Origin of the sequence: Nocardiopsis chromatogenes YIM 90109, assembly GCF_000341185.1 — a bacterium.
Lineage (GTDB): Bacteria > Actinomycetota > Actinomycetes > Streptosporangiales > Streptosporangiaceae > Nocardiopsis_A > Nocardiopsis_A chromatogenes.
Genome location: NZ_ANBH01000066.1, coordinates 1 through 22,003, shown reverse-complemented (window position 1 = coordinate 22,003; position 22,003 = coordinate 1). Strand labels below are relative to the sequence as shown.

Below are 22,003 nucleotides of genomic sequence, written 5' to 3'. Positions count from 1 at the left end.
CCCGCTGCCCGCCGCGGCCGCCGTGCTCGCGGTCCCGGCCTGGGTGCGGGGCTGGTGGGGCAGGGCCGCCCGCGTCCACTTCACGGCGGTGACGGCGGCGCTGGTCCTGCTGTCCGCCCTCGCCCTGGCCTACGGGCTGGTGCTGCTGCCGCAGGTGTGACGCGGCGGCGCCGCGCTCCTCCCCCACCCGCCCGTGCCCGTCGGCGCGGCGACCGCGTCCGGGCGGCCCCGCCGAGGCCTCCCGGCCGGGCACGGCAGGGACTTCCCGAGGACCTGCGGGGGCCGGGAAGCCCTCGCCGCGCACCCGCGCTCACCTGCGCATACGACCGTCAACTCTGCTAATGCCGCTCGTTAGCAAATCTAACTACCCCTCATGGGATGTTTCCCTCTACGCTGCTGGGGTGTCCGAGACCGATCGCGGCGTGCTCTTCGGGGCCAGCGCCTACCTCATGTGGGGCCTGACCACCCTCTACTGGCCCCTGCTCCAACCCTCCGCCCCCCTGGAGATCCTCGCCCACCGGATGGTGTGGTCCCTGCTGGTCGTGGGGCTGCTGCTGTCGCTCAAGCGCGGCTGGCGGCCGATCCTCACCGCCCTGCGCACCCCCCGCCAGCTCCTGGTGCTCGGCGCCGCGGCGGCGGTCATCTCCGGCAACTGGGGCCTGTTCATCGTCGCCGTGAACTCCGGGCAGACCTCCCAGGCCGCCCTCGGGTACTTCATCAACCCCCTGGTGAGCGTGGTGCTGGGGGTGCTCGTCTTCTCCGAGCGGCTGCGCCCCGCCCAGTGGACCGCGATCGCGCTGGGCGCCGCCGCGGTCGCGGTGCTCACCTACGCCTACGGCGGCGTGCCCTGGTACTCGCTCGGGATGGCGTTCTCCTTCGCCACCTACGGCCTGGTCAAGCGGTTCACCACGCTCGACGGGCTGCAGAGCCTCACCGTCGAGACGCTGCTCATGCTCCTCCCGGCGCTGGCCTACGTGGTGCACCTGGAGTCGTCGGGGGCCGGGACCTTCACCGCCCTGTCCCCCGCGCACACCGCCCTGCTGATCGGCAGCGGGCTGGCCACCGCCGTCCCGCTGATGTGCTTCGGCGCCGCCAACCGCCGCATCCCGCTCAGCATGATCGGGCTGCTGCAGTTCGTCGTCCCGGTGATGCAGTTCCTCTTCGCCTGGCTGGTCTTCGACGAGCCGCNCGGGGGGCCCCCTGCCGCTCAGCCGCTGGATCGGCTTCGGGATCGTCTGGGCGGCCCTCGTCGTCTTCGCCACGGACATGCTCCGCAACGCCCGGCGCACCCCGCGCACGGAGCGGAAGGAGGCGCACGGGCAGGAGCGCTGGGAGGACGAGGAGGCGGACTCGGACGGCACCGGCGGGCGCCCGGCCGCTCAGCCCAGCTGATCCACCTGTTCCTCGCCCGTGTCGCCGGGGCCCCCGCCCGCCGGGGCGGCCTCACCCGGCTCCGGCCTGCGGTGCCGGGGCCGGTACGGCTCGCGCGGGCCGGGCACCTCCGGCGCCAGCCCGTAGTGCTCGAACACCGCATCCTCCTGCTCGACCGAGATGTGCCGGTCGACGGAGAAGCTCGGCGCGGTCCGGATGGTCTCGGCGTCGAAGGGCACCCGCAGCCCCTCATCGACGGGGTGTGCCCCGCGCAGCGGGACGAAGTTCTCCCCGGTGCCGAACACCCCGGTGCGCACCGTCACCCACGTCGGCTCGCGGGTGCGGTCGTCGAAGAACACCTGGCCGATCCGGCCCACCACGGTGCCGTCCCGGTCCAACAGCCGGTTCCCGATCAGCCGCCGCGCCCCCGTGTAGTCCTCCACGGCGCCCACCCCCGCACCATCTCCCGGCATCATGCCTGGTCAGATGCGGTGCTTCCCCGCACGTCGGGGATTCATGCCCGGCCCGGCCGGGCATTGCCAAGGCCTTACCCGCCCCTTCACCCGGGTTGGCCCCGGGACGGACGCGCTCAGCCCGTGCGCTCGACCACGTAGTCGCACAGCGCCTCGAATGCCTCCCGCGCCGGGCCCTTGGGCAGGGACGCGAGTTCGGCCCGCGCCCGGTCGGCCCACCCGCGCATCTCCGCGCGCGCCAGCCCCATGGCCGCGTGCGCGCGCAGCAGCTCCAGCGCCTCCCGGGCCTCGTCCTCGTCCAGGGGCCGCCCGAGCAGCGACCGCAGCCGCGCGTCGGCGGGGTCGGTGCCGCGCAGCGCGTGGAACATCGGCAGCGTGAGCACGCCCTCGCGCAGGTCGGTGCCGGGGGTCTTGCCCGACTCGCGGGAGTCCCCGGCCACGTCCAGGATGTCGTCGGAGAGCTGGAAGGCCATCCCCAGCGCCTCGCCCGCGCGGGTGAGGGCCTCGACCACCTCCTGGTCGGCCCTGCCGAAGATGGCCCCGAACCGCGCCGAGGAGGCGATGAGCGAGGCGGTCTTGTCCGCGATCACCTGCATGTAGTGGTCGAGCGGGTCGGTGCCCTCGGCGGCGCCGGCGGTCTCCAGGATCTGCCCCTGCACCAGCCGCCCGAAGGTGCGCGCCTGCAGCCGCACGGCCTCGGTCCCCAGGTCGGCGAGCATCTCCGAGGCGCGGGCGAAGACGAAGTCCCCGGTGAGGATGGCCACGGCGTTGCCCCAGCGCTGGTTGGCGCTGGTGTGGCCGCGGCGCATCTCCGCCTCGTCCATCACGTCGTCGTGGTAGAGCGTGGCCACGTGGGTGAGCTCCACCACGGCGGCCGCGGGGACCAGCTCCGGGTTGTCCGCGGCCTCGCCGAACCGGGCCGCCAGCAGCACCAGCGTGGCCCGGAACCGCTTGCCGCCCGCCTCCAGCAGGTGGGCGGCGGCCTCGCGGAGCAGCGGGTCGCTGGCCGCCACCGTGTCCCGCAGCACCTCCTCGACCCGCTCCAGGTCGTTCTGGACCTCGTCGGCGAGCACCGGGTCGACACTCGGCAGAGCGAGGAAACCGCTCGGGACAGCACCGCTCACCAGAAAGCTCCACACGTCAACGGGCGCGCGCCCCGGGGACCGGCCAGGCGCCGGTCCGGCATTTCGCGCGCTCTCGGGATGAACATCGACCGACTAGCCAAGTTATCGGACCCGGATTGATCAGCCAAAGCCACTCACCGCCCGTGAAGCGGCGGTGACCACCGGCGGCGCGGCCCCGCCGGAGGCCCCGGGCGGGGGCTTCCGGCGGGGCCGCGCACCGGGTCAGCGGGTGAAGGCGCCGGCCGTGGCCACCGCCTCCCCTCCGGGCTGCGGCACCAGGTGGTCCAGCACCGGTGTGGGGTAGACGCCCAGCACCAGGGTGGCGGCCACCCCGATGCCGATGGCGGTTCCGGTGAGCGCCCCGGCGCGGGCGGTGTGCACGGTCCCGTCGGCGGCCGGCTCGGCGAAGTACATCAGCACGATGATCCGCACGTAGAAGAATGCGGTCACCGCGCTGCTCAGCACGCCGACCACCACCAGCGGCACCGCCCCGGCCGCGACCGCCGCCTCGAACACCGCGAACTTGCCGATGAACCCGCTGGTCAGCGGGATACCGGCGAAGGCGAGCAGGAACAGCGAGAGCGCACCGGCCAGCGCCGGGGAGGTGCGGCCCAGCCCGGCCCACCGGGTCAGCTCGCCCGCCTCGGGCCCGCCCTCGTGCGTGCGCACCAGGGTGACCACGGCGAAGGCGCCGATGGTGGTGAACCCGTAGGCGGCCAGGTAGAACATGGCCCCGGCCAGCCCGGCGGCGTCGGCGGCGACCACCGCGGTCAGCACGAATCCGGCGTGCACCACCGAGGAGTAGGCCAGCAGCCGCTTGATGTCGCGCTGGGTGACGGCCACCACCGCGGCCAGCACCATGGTGAGGATCGCCACCACCCAGATCATCGGCCGCCAGGCCTCGGCGGTGTCGCCGAAGGCGGTGAAGAACACCCGCAGCAGCGCGCCGAACGCCGCGACCAGGGTGCCCGAGGCCATCAGCGCGGTGATCGGGGTGGGCGCCCCCTGGTAGACGTCGGGCTTCCAGTTGTGGAAGGGCACCGCGCCGACCTTGAACAGCAGCCCGACCCCGACCAGGGCGATGCCGAGCAGCAGCAGCGGCCCCCCGCCGCCGCCCGCGAAGGCGCCACCCCCGCCGGCCTGCACCGCCTCGGCGACCCCGGCGTAGCCCACCGTCCCGGAGAAGCCGTACACCAGCGCGATGCCGAACAGGAAGAACGCCGAGGAGAATGCGCCCAGCAGGAAGTACTTGACCGCCGCCTCCTGGGAGAACAGGCGGCGCCGCCGGGCCAGCCCGCACAGCAGGTACAGCGGCAGGCTCATCACCTCCAGGGCGATGAACAGGGTGAGGAAGTCGTTGGCGGCGGTGAACAGCAGCATGCCCAGCACCGCGAACAGCACCAGCGGGTACACCTCGGTGTGCTCGGACCCGGCCAGGGTGTGCGCCCGCTCCTCCTCGCTGCCGGGGACGGCGGCGGCCTGCGCGGCGAACGCGTCCTCCCCGCCGCGCCGCTCGGCGATGAGCAGCAGCGCGATGGCGGCCAGCACCAGGATGGTGCCGTGGAAGAACAGCGCCGGGCGGTCCACCGCCACCGCGCCCATGGCCAGGGTGGTGCCCTCGGCGGGCACCGACCCGACCTGCAGCACGGTCAGCACGAACGCGGCGACCAGCGCGGCCGCGGTCAGCGCCAGCTGCAACGGGCGGCGCCGCGCCTTGGGGGCGAAGGCCTCGACCAGCACGGCCAGCACCCCCGCCCCGAAGACGGTCAGCATCGGGGCGAGCAGCCAGTAGTCGATGCTCGGGGGCGTGTCGGTGATCACTCTCCAGGCTCCTTTCCGCCGCCCGCGACGGGCCCCGAACCGTCGACCGCGGGCGCGGGGTCGACGGCGTCCAGCTGGAGCATGGTGCGCTCCACCGCGGGCTCGGCGGCGTCCAGCAGCGGCTGCGGGTAGACGCCCAGCACCACGATGAGCGCGGCGAGCGGGGCGATGGCCCCCACTTCGCGCAGGTTCAGGTCGCGCAGGCCCGACAGGCGCTCGGGCAGCGGGCCGGTCATGGTGCGCTGGTACATCCACAGGATGTAGAGGGCGGCCAGCACCACGCCGACCGCGGCGATGACCGCCGGGACCGGGTTGAAGGCGTAGGTGCCGACGAACACCAGGAACTCGCTGACGAACGGCGCCAGGCCGGGCAGTGCCAGGCCCGCCAGCCCGGCCAGCAGGAAGGTCCCGGCCAGAACCGGGGCGGCTTTCTGCACCCCCTGGTAGTCGGCGATGGCGGCCGACCCCTGCCGGGCGATCAGGAACCCGACGATGAGGAACAGCGCCCCGGTGGCGAAGCCGTGGTTGACCATGTACAGCGCCGCACCGGACTGGCCCTGGGTGGTCATCGCGAAGATCCCCAGGGTGATGAACCCGAAGTGGGAGACCGAGGTGAAGGCGATGAGCCGCATCATGTCGCTCTGGCCGATCGCGAGCACCGCTCCGTAGACGATGCTGACCAGGCTCAGCGCCACCGCGGGCCACACGAACCAGGTGGCGGCCCCGGGGAACAGCTCCAGGCAGTAGCGGAGCATGCCGTAGGTGCCGACCTTGTCCAGCACGCCGACCAGCAGCACCGCGGTGCCGGGCCGGGAGGACGAGGCGGCGGTCGGCAGCCAGCTGTGCAGCGGCCACATCGGCGCCTTGATCGCGAAGGCGATGAAGAAGCCGAGGAAGAGCCAGCGCGCGGCGGCGGGGTCGACCTGCGCCAGGGCCCCGCCGGCCAGGTCGCTCCACAGGAAGGTGCCGCCGTAGACGTACACCCCGATGACCGCGACCAGCATCAGCAGGCCGCCGGCCAGGCTGTAGAGCAGGAAGGTGACCGCGGCCCTGCGCCGCTCGGCGCCGCGGCCGTAGCGCCCGATCATGAAGTAGACCGGGATGAGCATGGCCTCGAAGAAGACGTAGAACAGGAAGACGTCGGTGGCGGCGAAGACGCCGACCATCATCGCCTCCAGGAGCAGGATCAGGCCGAAGTAGCCCTTGCCCCCGTCCTCGGCGTCGTCGCACTCGTTCCAGGCCGCCAGGATCACCAGCGGCACCAGCACCACCGACATCAGGATCAGCAGCAGCGCGATGCCGTCCACGCCCACCGCGTAGCTGATCCCGAACCGCGGGATCCACGGGTGGACCTCGGTGAACTGCAGCTCTCCGGCGGCGGCCGTGGAGAAGTTGGCGGCCATCGCGGCCATCAGCGCCAGCGTGCCCAGGGACACGCCCAGCGCGACCCGCTTGGCCAGCCCGGCGGCCGTGCGCGGGACCAGCGCCACCGCCAGCGCGCCCAGCGCCGGCAGGGCCACTCCCAGAGTCAGCCAGGGGATATCGGACATCGGCTAAATCCTCACTGCCAGCGTGGCGACGACGACGGCGGCGCCGAACAGCATGGTCAGCGCGTAGGTGCGGGCGAACCCGGTCTGGGCACGGCGGAGCTCGCCGGAGGTGTCCCGGATGCCGGTGGCCACCCCCCGCACCGCGCCGTCGACGACGTGGGTGTCGATGGCGACCAGTGCCTTGGTGACGGCCTGGCCCGGCCGCATGAGCAGGCCCTCGTTGATCTGGTTGCCGTAGAGCTCGTTGCGGGCGGCCACGGTGATGACGTTGCCCTCGGGGGCGGTGCGCGGCACCGGCACCCGGCCGTACATGAACCAGGCGACGGCCGCGCCCGCGACCATCAGGCCCAAGGCCGCCAGCGACGGCCAGCTCGTGAGCATGGCGGCGAAGTGGAACTCGTGGTGCTCCTCGGGGGCGCCGACCGCCGGTTCCAGGAAGGCGGCGAAGCGGTAGCCGTAGACGAGCACGGCGCCCAGCGCCACCGACCCGACGGCCAGCACGACCATGGGCGCGGTCATCGAGACCGGGGACTCGTGCGGGTGCGCGCCCTCGTCCCAGCGCTTCTCGCCGAAGAACGTCATGATCATCACGCGCGTCATGTAGAACGCGGTGAGCCCGGCGCCGACCAGGGCCGCCCAGCCGTAGACCTGTCCGGAGGCACCGCCTGAGGCGAAGGCCGCCTCGATGATGCCCTCCTTGGTCCACCACCCCGACAGCAGCGGGAACCCGATGATGGCGAGGTAGCCCAGGCCGAAGGTGGCGAAGGTCACCGGCATGTACCGGCGCAGCGCCCCGTAGCGGCGCATGTCCACCTCGTCGTTCATGCCGTGCATGACCGACCCGGCGCCCAGGAACAGCCCGGCCTTGAAGAACCCGTGGGTGATCAGGTGCGCGATGGCGACCGCGTACCCGGCCGGCCCCAGCCCGGCGGCCAGCGTCATGTAGCCGATCTGGCTCATGGTGGACCCGGCCAGGGCCTTCTTGATGTCGTCCTTGGCGCACCCGATGACCGCCCCGGCCAGCAGGGTGGCCGCGCCGACGACCGCCACGGCGGTCTGGGCGGCCGGGGCCGCCTCGAAGATCGGCCCGGCGCGCACGATGAGGTACACCCCGGCGGTGACCATGGTGGCCGCGTGGATCAGCGCGGACACCGGGGTGGGGCCCTCCATCGCGTCCAGTAGCCAGGACTGCAGCGGGAGCTGGGCGGACTTGCCGCAGGCGCCGAGCAGCAGGAGCAGCCCGACCGCGGTGAGCACGCCCTGCCCGGCCCCGTCCAGCTCCGCGAAGACCCCGGAGTAGGCCACGGTGCCGAAGGTGGTGAACATCACCATCACCGCGATGAGCAGCCCCAGGTCGCCGACCCGGTTGACCAGGAATGCCTTCTTGGCCGCCACCGCCGCCGAGGGCTTGTGCTGCCAGAACCCGATCAGCAGGTAGGAGGCCAGGCCCACGCCCTCCCAGCCGAGGAAGAGCAGCACGAAGTTGTCGGCCAGCACCAGCACCAGCATCGCCGCGACGAACAGGTTCAGGTAGGCGAAGAACCGGCGCCGCCGCTCGTCGTGGGCCATGTAGCCCACCGAGTAGACGTGGATCAGCGTGCCCACCCCGGTGATGAGCAGGGCGAAGCTGATCGAGAGCGGGTCGAGCAGCAGGTTCGCGCCCACCTCCAGGCCGCCGGAGGCGAACCAGGTGTAGACCGGAACGTCGACGCTGCGCTCGTGCGCGCCGCGGCCGAGCAGTTCGACCAGGGCGAGCACGGCCCACACGAAGCTTCCCGCGGGCAGCGCCACCGCGAGCCAGTGGCCCCACCCGTCGGTGCGCCGGCCGCCCAGCAGCAGGACGGCCGCGCCCAGCAGGGGCAGCGCGATGAGCATCCAGGCGCCGCCGAGCACGAGGGAGTTGTCAGACACGGTCGCGCCGCCTTCTAGTACTTGAGCAGGTTCGCGTCGTCGACCGACGCCGACCTGCGGGTCCGGAAGATCTGCATGATGATCGCGAGCCCCACGACGACCTCGGCGGCGGCGACGACCATCACGAAGAACGCGATGACCTGCCCCTCGATGTCGCCGTGCATGCGCGCGAAGGCGACGAACGCCAGGTTGCAGGCGTTGAGCATGAGCTCGACGCACATGAAGACGATGATCGCGTTGCGCCGGACCAGCACGCCCAGGGCGCCGATGGTGAAGAGCAGCGCGGCCAGCGCGATGTAGTTCATGGGGTCCACGAGCGCTCAGCCTCCTGTCCTTCGGCGCCCCGGGCGCCGTCCTCGGGCCCGTCCCCGGCGTCCGCGGCCGCCCCGTCCGGGCCGGGCGCGGGCTCCCGGCCGGTGCCGCGCCCCTCCTTGGAGGCGGCCGAGTCCGATGCGCCCCCGGCCTCGGGCACGGTGCCCAGCCGGACGTCGTCGGGCACGCCGGACCGCAGTTCGGGGTCGCGCGCGGCCAGCACCGGGTTGAGCGAGAGCCGCGAGACCGACCCGTCGGGCAGCAGCGCCGGCATGTCGATGGCGTTGTGCCGGGCGTAGGTGCCCGGCCCCGGCAGCGGCGTCGGGTGGCCGCTGAGGACCCGCTCGCGGGCCTGCTCGCGCTGGGTGCGGCGCTTGGTGGTGCGGGCGGCGTGCGCCAGCACCAGCGCGCCGAGCACCGCGGTGATCAGCAGGGCGCCGGTGGCCTCGAAGGCGATGACGTACCGGAAGACCACCTCGGAGGCGATCGCGGGCACGGTGCCCCCGGCGGCCGCGGCGGCGCCCAGGCCCGCCGGTTCCGCGCCGGTGATCCGGGTCAGCCCCAGGCCCAGGGCGAGCAGGAAGCACAGGGAGACCGCCCCGGCCAGCACCCGCTGCCCGCGGATGGTCTCCACCAGCGAGTCCGCCGAGCTGACGCCGACGAGCATCAGCACGAACAGGAACAGCATCAGCACCGCGCCGGTGTAGACGACGATCTGCACGACCATCAGGAAGGGCGCCTGGTTCATCCCGTAGAAGACGGCCAGGCCCAGCATGACCACGGCCATCATCAGCGCCGAGTACACGGCCTTGCGGGAGAGCACCACGCCCGCGGCGGCGGCCAGCACGACCGCGCCGATGGTCCAGAAGGCGACGGCCTCGCTCATCGGTCCGCCCCGTTCCCCGCCGGCTCGCCCGCGGCCGCCGCGTCCCGGGCCGCCTCGGGGGCCGGGGTCTGGCGCCGCGCGGCCTCGCCGTGGTGGCGGTAGTAGTCCTCCTCGGTGTCGCCGAGGCGCATCGGGTGCGGCGGGGCCTCCATGTCCTCGGTCAGCCCGGCCAGGAGCTGCTCCTTGGTGTAGATGAGGCTCTCGCGGTCGTCGTCGGCGAGCTCGTACTCGTTGGTCATGGTCAGCGCCCGGGTGGGGCAGGCCTCCACGCACAGCCCGCACAGGATGCAGCGCAGGTAGTTGATCTGGTAGACGCGGCCGTAGCGCTCACCGGGCGAGTACCGGTCGTCCTCGGTGTTGTCCCCGGCCTCGACGTAGATCGCGTCGGCCGGGCAGGCCCAGGCGCACAGCTCGCAGCCGATGCACTTCTCCAGGCCGTCGGGCCACCGGTTGAGCCGGTGGCGTCCGTGGAAGCGCGGCGCCGTGGGGCGCTTCACCTCCGGGTACTCGATGGTCGGCACCTTCTTGAACATGGTGTGGAAGGTGACGCCGAACCCTTTGACGGGGTTGAGCCAGTCAAGCACCGGTAACCTCCTCACGCTTGGCGGGACTGCCGGCCGGGGCCGGTGCGGTGTGCAGGGGCGGCTCCGCCGGGACGCTGCTCCCGTAGTGCGCGGCGCGCAGCGGCGGCACCGGGAACCCGCCGCGGGCGGGGTCGTCGGCCAGGGCGCGCATCTCCGCGGCGCGCTCGGCCGCCTCGGCGGCGCGGCGGCGCTTCACCGAGCGCGCCCAGGCGGCGAGGGCCCCCACGGTGACGAGCGCGAACGCGGCACCGACGGCGACCGTCGCACCGACGGGCGCCTCCTCGTTCACCATCAGCCGCACGGCGGCCACGGCGGTGATCCACACCAGCTGCACCGGGATGAGGATCTTCCACCCGAGCTGCATGAGCTGGTCGTAGCGGATCCGCGGGAGCGAGCCGCGCAGCCAGATGAACAGGAACATGACCGCCAGGAACTTCAGCAGCCACCACAGCAGGGGCCACCACCCGGCGTTGGCGCCCTCCCAGACCATCGTGACCGGCGGCGGGGCGTACCAGCCGCCGAGGAAGAAGGTGACCGAGACCGCGGCGACGGTCACCATGTTCACGTACTCGGCCAGGAAGAACATGGTGAACTTCATGGACCCGTACTCGGTCATGAAGCCGCCGACGATCTCGCCCTCGCCCTCGGCCAGGTCGAACGGGAGCCGGTTGGTCTCGCCGACCATGGTGACCAGGTAGATGAGGAACGAGGGCAGCAGCAGCACGGCGAACCACAGCTCCTGCTGGGCCGCGACGATCCCGGAGGTGGTCAGCGTGCCCGCGAGCATGAACACCGCCACGAAGCTCAGCCCCATGGCGATCTCGTAGCTGATCACCTGCGCCGAGGCGCGCAGCCCGCCGAGCAGGGCGTAGGGCGACTGGGAGGCCCAGCCGCCCAGCACGATGCCGTACACCCCGATCGCGGCGGTGCCCAGCACCACCAGCGCCGCCACCGGCAGGTCGGTGAGCTGCAGCCGCGTCTCCACGCCGAACATCGACACCTCGGGCCCCAGCGGGATCACCGAGAAGCCGATGAAGGCCGGCACGGCCGCGATCATCGGCGCCGCGATGTAGACCAGCCGGTCCACGTTGCGCGGGATCACGTCCTCCTTGAGCGACAGCTTCACGCCGTCGAACAGGGACTGCAGCAGCCCCCAGGGGCCCATCCGGTTGGGGCCGTGGCGCTGCTGCATGCGGCCCATGACCTTGCGGTCGGCCATGATCATCATCAGCACGCAGACCATCAGGAACACGAAGATGCCCACGGCCTTGATGAGGATGATCCACCAGGGGTCNCGGGCGCCCGCCGCCTGCAGGGCGGCGGGCGTCGTGACGGCGTCGGGCTTCACTGCGCGCTCCCAGCACTCGTGGCGGTCCCGGCCGTGTCGGCCGTGTCGGCCGTGCGGACCGGTTCCAGGCGGACGGTGTCCCCGGCCGCGGCCCCCAGGTCGCGGCGGACGTCGCACCCGTGGGCGTTGGCGGGCAGCCACACCAGGCGGTCGGGCATGTCCGCGGTGACGACCGCGGGCACGGCGACCGCGCCGCCGGGCCCGGCGACCCGCAGCGCGGCGCCGTCGGCCAGGCCGATCTCGGCGGCGGTGGCGGCCGAGAGCCGGGCGAGGGCCGGGCGGGCGGTCCCGGCGAGGTAGGGCTCGCCGTCCTCCATCCGGCCGTTGCCCAGGAGCTGGCGCCAGGTGGCCAGCACCGCCTCGCCCCGGCCGGGGGCGGGGGCCGCCTCGGGGCCGGTGAGCGGGTCGGGGACCCGGTCACCGCGCCAGGCGCCCAGCTCCTGGAGCTCGCGCCGGGCCGCGGCGGCGTCGGGCAGGCCCAGGTGGACGTCCATCTCGTCGGCGACGGCGGCCAGCACCCGCAGGTCGGACAGGGCCCCGGGCACCTTCAGCGCGTCGTCGAAGGGGCGGGGCCGCCCCTCCCAGTCGACGAAGGTCCCGGACTTCTCGGCCACCGCGGCCACCGGCAGCACCACGTCGGCGCGGTCGGTGACGTCGCTGGCGCGCAGCTCCAGGGAGACGATGAACGGGACCTTGGCCAGCGCCTCGCGGGCCGCCCGCGGGTCGGGCAGGTCGTCCAGCTCGACCCCCGCGATGACCAGGGCGTCCAGGTCCCCGGCGGCCGCGGCCCCGATGACGGCGGCGGTGTCGCGGCCCTCCCGCTCGGGGAGGGAGGCCACGTCCCAGACCCGGGCGGTCTCGGCGCGGGCCCGGGCGTCGCCCACCGGGCGGCCGCCCGGCAGCACGTTGGGCAGCGCCCCGGCGTCGGCGGCGCCGCGCTCCCCGGCCCGGCGCGGCACCCAGGCGATCCGGGCGCCGGTGCGGTCGGCCAGCCGGACCAGCGCGGACAGCGCTCCCGGGCTCTGCGCCAGCCGCTCGCCCGCCATGAGCACCGCGCCCTCCTCGCGCAGCGCCGCGTCGGCGTCGGGCGACCGGTCGGCCAGGGCGTCCAGGATGCGGGCCTCGTCGCCGGGGGCGGACGGGATCAGCGCGCCCCCGGCCTTGTCGAGGCCGCGGCTGGCGAACGGCGCCAGCGAGAAGAGCCGCTGCCGACCGGCCCGGTGCGCCTTGCGCAGCCGCAGGAACACCACCGGGGACTCGTCCTCGGGCTCGAACCCGGCGAGCAGCACCGCGGGCGCGCCCTCCAGGTCGGCGTAGGTGACCCCGAGCCCGGTCCCGGCCACGCGGGCGGCCAGGAACTCGGCCTCCTCCTCCGAGTGCGGGCGGGCCCGCATGTCCACGTCGTTGGTCCCGAGGGCGACCCGGGCGAACTTGGCGTAGGCGTAGGCGTCCTCCTGGGTGAGCCGCCCACCGGTGAGCACCGCCGTGCGGCGCGCCGCGCGCAGGCCCTGGGCCGCCGTGGTCAGCGCCTCGGGCCAGGAGGCGAACTCCAGCGCCCGGCTCTCCTCGTCGCGCACCAGCGGGCGGGTGAGCCGGTCGGGCCGGGTGGCGTAGGTGAACGCCCAGCGGCCCTTGTCGCAGTTCCACTCCTCGTTGACCTGCGGGTCGTCCCCGGCCAGGCGGCGGGTGACCGCGCCGCGCCGGTGGTCCGTGCGCTGGGCGCACCCGGCGGCGCAGTGCTCGCACACGCTGGGCGTGCTCACCAGGTCGAAGGGGCGCGAGCGGAACCGGTAGGCGGCGCCGGTCAGCGCGCCCACCGGGCAGATCTGCACCGTGTTGCCGGAGAAGTAGGACTGGAACGGCTCGCCCTCGGCCGTGCCGACCTGCTCGTTCGCGCCGCGCTCCAGCAGCTCGATGAACGGGTCCCCGGCGATCTGCGCGGAGAACCGGGTGCAGCGGGCGCACTGGATGCACCGCTCCCGGTCCAGCAGCACCTGGGTGGACAGCGCCACCGGCTTGGGGAAGGTGCGCTTGGTCCCGGTGAAGCGGGTCTCGCCCTGCCCGGTGGACATCGCCTGGTTCTGCAGCGGGCACTCCCCGCCCTTGTCGCAGACCGGGCAGTCCAGCGGGTGGTTGACCAGCAGGAACTCCATGATGCCGCGCTGGGCCTTCTCCGCGGTCGGCGAGGTGAGGTGGGTCTTGACGACCATGCCCTCCATCACCGTGATCGTGCAGGAGGCCTGCGGCTTGGGCATCGCCCGGCCGTTCCCGGCGTCGGGGATCTCCACCAGGCACTGGCGGCAGGCCCCGACCGGGTCGAGCAGCGGGTGGTCGCAGAACCGGGGGATCTGGATCCCCAGCAGCTCCGCGGCGCGGATCACCAGCGTCCCCTTGGGCACCTGGATGCGGAAACCGTCGATGGTGACGGTGACCAGGTCCTCCGGCGGGACCGCGGGGGTTCCTCCGGAGGAGGCGTTCGTCGTGACGGTCACGTGGTCCCTCCCCACACGGTCGACTTCGCATGATCGAACGGACAGCCGCCCCGCTCGAAGTGGTCGATGCGGCGCCCTCCCGCACGGGGGAGCGACCCCCCGGACCCCCCGGAGCGGTTCCTGTACGCGGTCACCATCAGGCACCTCCCCACACGGTCGACCTGGCATGGTCGAACGGACAGCCGCCCCGCTCGAAGTGGTCGATGTACTCCTGCCGGAAGTACTTGATCGACGACATCACCGGGCTGGTGGCGCCGTCACCCAGCGCGCAGAAGGACCGGCCCAGCAGGTTGTCGCAGATGTCCAGGAGCTTCTCCAGGTCGGCCTCGGAGCCCTCGCCCGCCTCCAGGCGGTCCAGGACCTGGACCATCCAGTAGTTGCCCTCGCGGCAGGGGGTGCACTTGCCGCAGGACTCGTGGGCGTAGAAGGCGATCCACCGGCCCACGGCGCGGACCACGCAGGTGGTCTCGTCGAAGATCTGCAGCGCCCGGGTGCCGAGCATGGACCCGGCCGCCCCCACCGACTCGAAGTCCAGCGGGGTGTCCAGGTGCTCGTCGGTGAAGATCGGGGTGGACGAGCCGCCCGGGGTCCAGAACTTCAGCTCGTGCCCGGCGCGGATCCCCCCGGCCATCTCCAGCAGCTCGCGCAGGGTCACCCCCAGCGGGGCCTCGTACTGGCCGGGCCGGGTGACGTGGCCGGACAGCGAGAAGAAGCCGAACCCGGCGGACTTCTCGGTGCCCATGGAGGTGAACCACTCGGCGCCGTTGGCGACGATGGAGGGCACCGTGGCGATGGACTCGACGTTGTTCACCACGGTCGGCGAGGCGTACAGCCCGGCCACCGCGGGGAAGGGCGGCTTGAGCCGGGGCTGGCCCCGGTAGCCCTCCAGCGAGTCGAGCAGCGCGGTCTCCTCACCGCAGATGTAGGCCCCGGCCCCGGCGTGCACCACCACGTCCAGGTCGAAGCCGCTGCCGAGGATGTCGGTGCCCAGCAGGCCCGCCGCGTAGGCCTCCTCGACGGCGCGCCGCAGCCGCCGGATGACGTGCAGCACCTCGCCGCGCACGTAGATGAAGGCCTGGCTGCTCCGGATGGCGTAGGAGGAGATGATCACCCCCTCCAGCAGCGTGTGCGGACTGGCCATCATCAGCGGGATGTCCTTGCAGGTGCCCGGCTCGGACTCGTCGGCGTTGACCACCAGGTAGCGCGGGTTGGGGTTGTCCGCCGGGAGGAAGCCCCACTTCATCCCGGTGGGGAACCCGGCGCCGCCGCGGCCGCGCAGGCCCGAGGACTTGACCGTCTCGACCAGGGCGTCGGGCTCCATGGACAGCGCCGTGCGCAGCGCCCGGTAGCCGCCTCCGGCGCGGTAGCCCTCCAGGGTGGGGGCGTCGGCGCGGTCCCAGTTGTCCGACAGGACCGGGGTGAGCGCGGTGGTCACTGGTCCGCCCCCTCTCCGGCGGCGCCCGGCTCGGGCGCGGTCCAGCCGCGCTCGCGGGCCAGCCGCAGCCCCTCCAGGGACGGGCCCGCGGCCTGCGGCCCCTCGTCGGCGCGGCCGTCGGAGAACCCGGCGAGCACCCGGGAGGCCTGCTTCCAGGTGCAGACCGGCCCGGCGCCGCGGGTGGGGTGCACGTCCCGGCCCAGGCGCAGGCCGTCGACCAGCTCCTTGGCGCTGTCGGGGGTCTGGTTGTCGAAGAACTCCCAGTTGACCATCACGACCGGGGCGAAGTCGCAGGCCGCGTTGCACTCCACGTGCTCCAGCGTGACCTTGCCGTCCTCGGTGGTCTCGTCGTTGCCCACCCCCAGGTGCTCCTTGAGGGCGGAGAAGATCTCGTCGCCGCCCATCACCGCGCACAGGGTGTTGGTGCACACGCCCACGTGGTACTCGCCCACCGGACGGCGCTTGTACATGGTGTAGAAGGTCGCCACGGCGGTGACCTCGGCGGCGGTCAGCCCCAGCCGGTCGGCGCAGAAGCCGATCCCGGCGGTGCTGACGTGGCCCTCCTCGGCCTGCACCAGGTGGAGCAGGGGCAGCAGGGCCGACCGCGCCTTGGGGTAGCGGGCGATGATCTCCTTGGCGTCGACCTCCAGCCGCGCCCTGGTCTCCTCGTCGAAGGTCCGTGTCATCGGGGCCCTCCCCTCCTCGCTCGCTCCGTCACCGGTCCACGCCTCCCATCACGGGGTCGATGCTGGCCACCGCGGCGATCACGTCGGCGACGGTGCCGCCCTCGCACATCGCCGCCACGGCCTGCAGGTGGGTGAACGAGGGGTCGCGGAAGTGCACCCGGTGGGGCCGGGTGCCGCCGTCGCTGACCGCGTGGCAGCCCAGCTCGCCCTTGGCGCTCTCCACGGCGGCGTAGGCCTGGCCCGAGGGCACGCGGAAGCCCTCGGTGACCAGCTTGAAGTGGTGGATGAGCGCCTCCATGGAGCCGCCCATGATGTGCGCGATGTGGTCGGGCGAGTTGCCCAGGCCGTCGGCGCCCAGCGCGAGCTTGGCGGGCCAGCCGATCTTGGGGTCGTCCACCATGACGGGGCCGGGCTCCAGCCGGTCCAGGCACTGCTCGACGATGCGCAGGCTCTGCTCGACCTCGGCCATGCGCACCCGGTAGCGGGCGTAGACGTCGCCGCCCTCGGAGACCGGGACGTCGAACTCGTAGTTCTCATAGCCGCAGTAGGGCTGGGCCTTGCGCAGGTCCCAGGGCAGTCCCGAGGCGCGCACCAGCGGCCCGGTCACGCCCAGCGCCATGCACCCGGCCAGGTCCAGGTGGGCCACGTCCCGGGTGCGGGCCAGGTAGAGGGGGTTGGCGTCGAGGAGCTTGCGGATCTCGCGCAGCCGCTTGGGCATCTCGGTGAGCAGCTCGCGGATCTTGCCCACCGCGCCGGAGGGCAGGTCCTGGGAGACGCCGCCGGGGCGGATGTAGGCGTGGTTCATCCGCAGGCCGGTGATCAGCTCGAAGATGTCGAGCACCATCTCGCGCTCACGGAAGCCGCTGGTCATCACCGTGGTGGCGCCCAGCTCCATGCCGAAGGTGGCCAGCGCGACGAAGTGCGAGCTCATCCGGTTGAGCTCCATCATGAGCACCCGGATGACGTTGGCCCGCTCGGGGATCTCGTCGGTGATGCCCAGCAGCTTCTCCACCGCCAGGCAGTACGCCGCCTCGTTGAAGATCGGCGTGAGGTAGTCCATCCGGGTCACGAACGTGGTCCCCTGGGTCCACGTCCGGAACTCCATGTTCTTCTCGATGCCGGTGTGCAGGTAGCCGATGCCGACCCGGGCCTCGGTGACGGTCTCGCCGTCGAGGGTGAGGATCAGCCTCAGCACCCCGTGCGTGGACGGGTGCTGCGGCCCCATGTTGACGACCAGCCGCTCGGCGGAGGCGGCCTGGGCCGCGGCGACGACCTCGTCCCAGTCGCCGCCGCCGACGTCCACGTGCTCCTCGGTGGCCTGTGCGCTCATGGCCGCGCCTCCCTCCTCGCCCGATCGGATCGCGTGCGGGTGCTCATGCGTAGGACCTCCGCTCGTCCGGCGGGGGAACGGTCGCCCCGCGGTACTCCACCGGGATGCCGCCCAGCGGGTAGTCCTTGCGCTGCGGGTGGCCGTGCCAGTCGTCGGGCATCTCGATGCGGGTCAGGGAGGGGTGGCCGTCGAAGACGATCCCGAAGAAGTCCCAGGCCTCCCGCTCGTGCCAGTCGTTGGTGGGGTACACCCCGGTGGCCGACGGGACGTGCGGGTCGGCGTCGGGGCAGCAGGTCTCCACCCGGATCTCCCGGTTGTGGGTGATCGACCGCAGGATGTAGACCACGTGCAGCTCGCGCCCGGTGTCGTCGGGGTAGTGCACCCCGGTCGCCCCCAGGCACAGCTCGAACCGCAGGTCCGCGTCGTCGCGGCAGTGGCGCAGCACCTCGGTCAGGTGCTCGCGGCGCACGTGGAAGGTGAGCTCGCCGCGGTCGACCACGACCCGCTCGACCGCCTCGCCGAAGCCCGCGGGGGCCTCGGCCATGGCGCTCTCCAGCGCGTCCGCGACGGCGTCGAACCCCTCGGTGCGCGGGTCGTCCGGGTCGGTGTAGGGCCGCTCGGCGTCGGGGACGACCGTGCGCCGCACCCGCAGCCGGCCGTACCCGGAGGTGTCGCCGGTGTCGCCCGCCCCGAACATGCCCGTGCGCTGGACGGGGCTGTCCAGCCGCTCGCGCCCGGCGCGCTCGGGAAGGTCCTCCTCGGGCTCGTGCCCGGCTCCGTTGGACATGCTCACCGTCCGGCCTCCCCGCCCTGCTCGACCAGCGGGAGCGAGCGGCGCAGCCGCCGCTGCTCCTCTTCTTCGATCTCGCGCTGCCGGTGCGCGCCGAGCTTGGTGTTCTGCACCTTGTCGTGCAGCTTGAGCACCGCGTCCAGGAGCATCTCCGGACGCGGCGGGCACCCCGGCAGGTAGATGTCGACCGGGACCACGTGGTCCACGCCCTGCACCACCGCGTAGTTGTTGAACATGCCGCCGCTGGAGGCGCACACGCCCATCGCGATGACCCACTTGGGCTCGGGCATCTGGTCGTAGATCTGGCGCAGGACCGGGGCCATCTTCTGGCTCACCCGCCCCGCCACGATCATCAGGTCGGCCTGGCGCGGCGTGGCGCCGAACTTCTCCATGCCGAACCGGGCCAGGTCGTAGTGCGGGCCGCCCACCGACATCATCTCGATGGCGCAGCAGGCCAGGCCGAAGGTGGCCGGCCACATCGAGCTCTTGCGGGCCAGCCCCACCACCTGCTCGACGGTGCCGAGCATGAGGCCGCTCGGCAGTTTCTCCTCAAGTCCCATGAGGCGAACCCCCTTGTCCGTTTCCCGGGCGCGCCGCGCGGGGCGGCGCCCCAGGGCGTGCTGCTTGGATCACGACCTGCTGCGCGACGCCCAGGCACGCCCCTCGCTGCGTTCTCATCGGTCGACAGCGCGCCCAGGCTGACTCCCTCTTCGGCCTTGCGATGAACGCACCTGGACGCCGCTCGCGACGGCCATGATCCAAGCAGCACGCCCTAGCACTCAGTCCCATTCCAGGCCTCCGCGGCGCCATTCGTATGCGTAGGCGATCGAGACGTTCACCAGGAAAAGGACCATCGCGATGAGGCCGAAGAGGCCGAGCGCGTCGAAATGGACCGCCCACGGGTAAAGGAAGATGATCTCGATGTCGAAGACGATGAAGAGCATCGCCGTGAGGTAGTACTTGATCGTGAACCGGCCGCCGCCCGCCGGCTGGGGGGTCGGCTCGATCCCGCACTCGTAGGCCTGGAGCTTGGCGCGGTTGTACCGCTTGGGTCCGGCGATGCTGCCGACGACCATCGATACGGCCACGAACGCGGCGCCGATGCCGCCGAGCACGAATACGGGTGTGTACAGCTCCATCGGTGGACGTCCCCTTCATGACGGCCGTGCGGATGCACGCCCGCTTGTGATCGCTTTCACGTGGGCGGCCGTGGTGGGCCCCTCGCTCGCCACCGCCCCTCCTAGGCCGCGGGCGCCATCCGCGACATGCCGTTGATGACGCGGTCCATGGCGTCCCCGTGGGACGGCTCGGTGAGGTTGGCCAGCATCTTCAGGGCGAACCGCATGAGCGTGCGCTGCGGCAGGCCGTAGCGGGTCGCGTACTTCATGAACTCGGGGTTGCCGATCATCTTCACGAAGGTGCGGCCGAGCGTGTAGTAGCCGCCGTAGGCGTCGCGCAGCACCTGGGGGTAGCGCATCAGGGCGCGCTCGCGGGTCTGCACGGTCGGGCGGGAGAGCGCCTGCACGGCGACGTCGGCGGCGATCGCCCCGGCCTCCAGCGCGTAGGCGATGCCCTCGCCGTTGAAGGGGTTGACCATGCCGCCCGCGTCGCCGACGAGCATCAGGCCGCGCGAGTAGTGCGGTGTGCGGTTGAAGCCCATGGGCAGGGCCGCGCCGCGCACCGAGCCGCGCCGGTTGTCCTCGGTGAAGCCCCACTCCTCGGGCATGCTCTGCGTCCAGCGCTTGAGCAGTCTGCGGTAGTCGACGTCCTGGAAGGCGGACGTGGAGTTGAGGATGCCCAGGCCGACGTTGCAGGTGCCGTCTCCGACGCCGAACACCCAGCCGTAGCCGGGCAGCAGCACCCGGCGGCCGCCGGTGGAGTCCCACAGCTCCAGCCAGGACTCCAGGTAGTCGTCGTCGTGGCGGGGGCTGTCGAAGTAGGTGCGCACGGCCACGCCCATGGGGCGGTCGTCGCGCTTGCGGATGCCCAGGGCCACCGACAGCCGCGAGGAGTTGCCGTCGGCGGCGACGACCAGCGGGGCCCGGTAGCGGACCTCCCGGCCGTCGGCGTCGGTGGCGCGCACGCCCTGCACCCGGCCGGTGCGCGGGTCGGTCAGCGGCTCGCGGACGTTGGTGCGCTCCACCAGCTTGGCGCCGCAGGCGCGGGCCCGGTCGGCCAGGATCGAATCGAAGTCGTAGCGCGTGCGCACCAGCCCGAAGTCGGGGTAGGAGGCCAGCTCGGGCCAGGGCAGTTCGAGGCGCACGCCGCCGCCGACGATGCGCAGGCCCCGGTTGCGGATCCACCCCTCGCCGTCGAAGGGCACGCCCAGCGCGGCGAGCTGCTTGACGGCGCGCGGGGTGAGGCCGTCGCCGCACACCTTCTCCCGGGGGAAGGAGGACTTCTCCAGCACCAGCACGTCCAGCCCGGCGCTGGCCATGTGGACGGCGGCGGCGGAGCCGGCGGGCCCGGCCCCGACGATGATCACGTCGGCTTCGAGGTCTGCGGCCTGTCGCCCCGAGGGGGCGGTGGGTGCGGTGGCGCTCACGAGTGGTCCCTGTGTGGCTGGGGGTGCGCGGTATGGGCGCTTTGTGTACTTCTGGTGCGGGTCGTACGCAGGCGTCCGGAGTTACCAAGGACACGTACCCTTGTGAAGGGCTTCACAAGGCCTCGTCCCGAAGTCTAGACCTTTCGCGTTCCAGGGGCGCCCCCCACCCGCCATTCATCTCGTCAGGGCACTTTCAGTCGCAAACCGGGCACAACAGGGCTTACCAGGGTTATTTAGGTAAACCTACGTCCGATTCATCCTTGCGAATCACCTTCATCCCTGAAAAACACGAAAGGCACCAGAACACAAGTTCTGGTGCCTTTGTTGGCCGTGTGACCGATGAGAAGGGAGGGACGCACGGGGCGGTTTGCGGCCGGCCGGAACCGGGGGCCCGCCGGGCGGCTACTCGGGACGGTAGCCGCGGTGCAGCGCCACCACGCCCATCGTCAGGTTGCGCCAGGCCACCCGGGTCCAGCCCGCGCGCTGCATGCGCGCGGCCAGTCCCGGCTGGTCCGGCCAGTCCATGATCGACTCCGACAGGTACTCGTAGGCCGCGGTGTTGTCGGAGAACAGCCCGGCGATCCGGGGCAGCGCCGCCATCAGGTAGCCCGAGTAGACCTGGTCCACCGCGCGGACCGGGATGTGGCTGAACTCGCAGATCACCACCCGGCCTCCGGGCTTGGCCACCCGGTGCATCTCGCGCAGGGCCCGGTCGGTGTCCTGCACGTTGCGCAGGCCGAAGGAGATGGTGACCGCGTCGAAGGTGGCGTCCTCGAACGGCAGCTCCAGGGCGTCCCCGGCCACGCAGGCCACCCCGCCCGAGACCGCGCCGCCGCGCTGGCGCGCCCCCTCGCGCAGCATGCCCTGGGAGAAGTCGCAGGCGATCACCCGCGCGCCGTTCCCGGTCAGCGCCTGGGAGGAGGTGCCCGTCCCGGCGGCCAGGTCGAGCACCAGCTCGCCGCTGTAGGCCTCCACCGCGNNCGCGGCGCCCCGCCGCCACTGGCGGTCCTGGCCGAGCGAGAGCACGTCGTTGAGCAGGTCGTAGCGGCCGGCGATGCTGTCGAACATCGCGGCGACGTCGGCGGGCGACTTGTCGAGTTCGGCGCGGGTCATGGGCCCAGCCTAAGGCCGCTCCGGCGGCGGCCGGACCGGGCGCCCCGCCACCGCGCCCGACCGGCCCGGACCGGCGATTCCGGTCACGCCGCCACCCCGATTACGGCTACTGTACGAAACCAACCAATGACGCTACGTCCGGATGGGAAGAGGGCGCCCGTGGCCATCACATGCCGACCACTCCTTACCGTCGTGCTGAGCGCACTCGCGCTCGGCCTGCCGATCGCCGTCC

17 protein-coding genes and 2 pseudogenes are annotated in these 22,003 nt (G+C 72.6%); 1 reads left to right on the top strand and 18 read right to left on the bottom strand.

The window, feature by feature from the left end:
• Positions 1-341 precede the first annotated feature (341 nt).
• Positions 342-1,109, top strand: a pseudogene (rarD, locus tag D476_RS36090) (EamA family transporter RarD); the annotation flags it as partial.
• A 270-nt stretch (positions 1,110-1,379) separates the two neighbouring features.
• Here the strand turns inward: rarD and D476_RS0106690 are convergent.
• The 18 genes and pseudogenes from D476_RS0106690 to D476_RS0106605 form a co-directional block, all read right to left on the bottom strand.
• Positions 1,380-1,844: a PRC-barrel domain-containing protein gene (locus tag D476_RS0106690; protein ID WP_239648617.1), complete on the bottom strand. Its 465-nt coding sequence runs from the start codon at positions 1,842-1,844 to the stop codon at positions 1,380-1,382.
• Positions 1,845-1,960: 116 nt separating this feature from the next.
• On the bottom strand, positions 1,961-2,968 hold the full coding sequence (locus D476_RS0106685) for a polyprenyl synthetase family protein (protein ID WP_026123304.1): 1,008 nt from the start codon (positions 2,966-2,968) through the stop codon (positions 1,961-1,963).
• A gap of 222 nt (positions 2,969-3,190) precedes the next feature.
• Positions 3,191-4,789, bottom strand: coding sequence for an NADH-quinone oxidoreductase subunit NuoN (nuoN, locus tag D476_RS0106680; protein WP_017623185.1), 1,599 nt, complete (start codon positions 4,787-4,789; stop codon positions 3,191-3,193).
• Positions 4,786-6,339, bottom strand: coding sequence for an NADH-quinone oxidoreductase subunit M (locus tag D476_RS0106675; RefSeq protein ID WP_017623184.1), 1,554 nt, complete (start codon positions 6,337-6,339; stop codon positions 4,786-4,788). Before D476_RS0106675 ends, nuoN begins: the two co-directional genes overlap by 4 nt.
• A 3-nt stretch (positions 6,340-6,342) precedes the next feature.
• Positions 6,343-8,214, bottom strand: coding sequence for an NADH-quinone oxidoreductase subunit L (nuoL, locus tag D476_RS0106670; RefSeq protein WP_239648616.1), 1,872 nt, complete (start codon positions 8,212-8,214; stop codon positions 6,343-6,345).
• Between the two features lie 50 nt (positions 8,215-8,264).
• Positions 8,265-8,564 (bottom strand): NADH-quinone oxidoreductase subunit NuoK, encoded by a 300-nt coding sequence (nuoK, locus tag D476_RS0106665; protein WP_017593304.1) that lies wholly within the window; start codon positions 8,562-8,564, stop codon positions 8,265-8,267.
• On the bottom strand, positions 8,552-9,448 hold the full coding sequence (locus tag D476_RS0106660) for an NADH-quinone oxidoreductase subunit J (protein WP_017623182.1): 897 nt from the start codon (positions 9,446-9,448) through the stop codon (positions 8,552-8,554). Before D476_RS0106660 ends, nuoK begins: the two co-directional genes overlap by 13 nt.
• Positions 9,445-10,032, bottom strand: coding sequence for an NADH-quinone oxidoreductase subunit NuoI (gene nuoI, locus D476_RS0106655; RefSeq protein ID WP_017623181.1), 588 nt, complete (start codon positions 10,030-10,032; stop codon positions 9,445-9,447). The genes D476_RS0106660 and nuoI overlap by 4 nt, the downstream gene beginning before the upstream one ends.
• Positions 10,025-11,380, bottom strand: a complete 1,356-nt coding sequence (gene nuoH, locus D476_RS0106650) for an NADH-quinone oxidoreductase subunit NuoH (RefSeq protein WP_017623180.1) — start codon at positions 11,378-11,380, stop codon at positions 10,025-10,027. Before nuoH ends, nuoI begins: the two co-directional genes overlap by 8 nt.
• Complete coding sequence (locus tag D476_RS0106645) at positions 11,377-13,872, bottom strand: NADH-quinone oxidoreductase subunit G (protein ID WP_017623179.1); 2,496 nt, start codon at positions 13,870-13,872, stop codon at positions 11,377-11,379. The genes nuoH and D476_RS0106645 overlap by 4 nt, the downstream gene beginning before the upstream one ends.
• A gap of 136 nt (positions 13,873-14,008) precedes the next feature.
• Positions 14,009-15,307: an NADH-quinone oxidoreductase subunit NuoF gene (gene nuoF, locus D476_RS0106640; protein ID WP_017623178.1), complete on the bottom strand. Its 1,299-nt coding sequence runs from the start codon at positions 15,305-15,307 to the stop codon at positions 14,009-14,011.
• Positions 15,304-15,996: pseudogene (nuoE, locus tag D476_RS0106635) on the bottom strand (NADH-quinone oxidoreductase subunit NuoE); the annotation flags it as partial. The gene nuoF and the pseudogene nuoE, both read right to left, overlap by 4 nt.
• A 25-nt stretch (positions 15,997-16,021) precedes the next feature.
• On the bottom strand, positions 16,022-17,323 hold the full coding sequence (locus D476_RS0106630) for an NADH-quinone oxidoreductase subunit D (protein ID WP_017623176.1): 1,302 nt from the start codon (positions 17,321-17,323) through the stop codon (positions 16,022-16,024).
• Between the two features lie 43 nt (positions 17,324-17,366).
• Positions 17,367-18,110 carry an NADH-quinone oxidoreductase subunit C gene (locus tag D476_RS0106625; protein ID WP_026123303.1) on the bottom strand — a complete coding sequence of 248 codons (744 nt, stop codon included), beginning with the start codon at positions 18,108-18,110 and terminating at the stop codon, positions 17,367-17,369.
• A 2-nt stretch (positions 18,111-18,112) separates the two neighbouring features.
• A complete protein-coding gene (locus D476_RS0106620; RefSeq protein ID WP_026123302.1) occupies positions 18,113-18,673 on the bottom strand; it encodes a NuoB/complex I 20 kDa subunit family protein in 561 nt (186 codons plus the stop codon).
• A 219-nt stretch (positions 18,674-18,892) separates the two neighbouring features.
• On the bottom strand, positions 18,893-19,252 hold the full coding sequence (locus D476_RS0106615) for an NADH-quinone oxidoreductase subunit A (protein WP_017623173.1): 360 nt from the start codon (positions 19,250-19,252) through the stop codon (positions 18,893-18,895).
• Positions 19,253-19,353: 101 nt separating this feature from the next.
• Positions 19,354-20,658, bottom strand: coding sequence for a geranylgeranyl reductase family protein (locus D476_RS0106610; RefSeq protein WP_017623172.1), 1,305 nt, complete (start codon positions 20,656-20,658; stop codon positions 19,354-19,356).
• A gap of 402 nt (positions 20,659-21,060) precedes the next feature.
• Positions 21,061-21,771, bottom strand: coding sequence for a demethylmenaquinone methyltransferase (locus D476_RS0106605; RefSeq protein ID WP_017623171.1), 711 nt, complete (start codon positions 21,769-21,771; stop codon positions 21,061-21,063).
• Positions 21,772-22,003 lie beyond the last annotated feature (232 nt).

Bases quoted from the DNA above. Each gene is read 5' to 3' on its own strand.
- D476_RS0106690 (WP_239648617.1), bottom strand. From the start codon at position 1,844: ATGCCGGGAGATGGTGCGGGGGTGGGCGCCGTGGAGGACTACACGGGG.
- D476_RS0106675 (WP_017623184.1), bottom strand. From the start codon at position 6,339: ATGTCCGATATCCCCTGGCTGACTCTGGGAGTGGCCCTGCCGGCGCTG.
- nuoL (WP_239648616.1), bottom strand. From the start codon at position 8,214: ATGCTCATCGCGCTGCCCCTGCTGGGCGCGGCCGTCCTGCTGCTGGGC.
- D476_RS0106660 (WP_017623182.1), bottom strand. From the start codon at position 9,448: ATGAGCGAGGCCGTCGCCTTCTGGACCATCGGCGCGGTCGTGCTGGCC.
- D476_RS0106630 (WP_017623176.1), bottom strand. From the start codon at position 17,323: ATGAGCGCACAGGCCACCGAGGAGCACGTGGACGTCGGCGGCGGCGAC.
- D476_RS0106625 (WP_026123303.1), bottom strand. From the start codon at position 18,110: ATGTCCAACGGAGCCGGGCACGAGCCCGAGGAGGACCTTCCCGAGCGC.
- D476_RS0106620 (WP_026123302.1), bottom strand. From the start codon at position 18,673: ATGGGACTTGAGGAGAAACTGCCGAGCGGCCTCATGCTCGGCACCGTC.
- D476_RS0106615 (WP_017623173.1), bottom strand. From the start codon at position 19,252: ATGGAGCTGTACACACCCGTATTCGTGCTCGGCGGCATCGGCGCCGCG.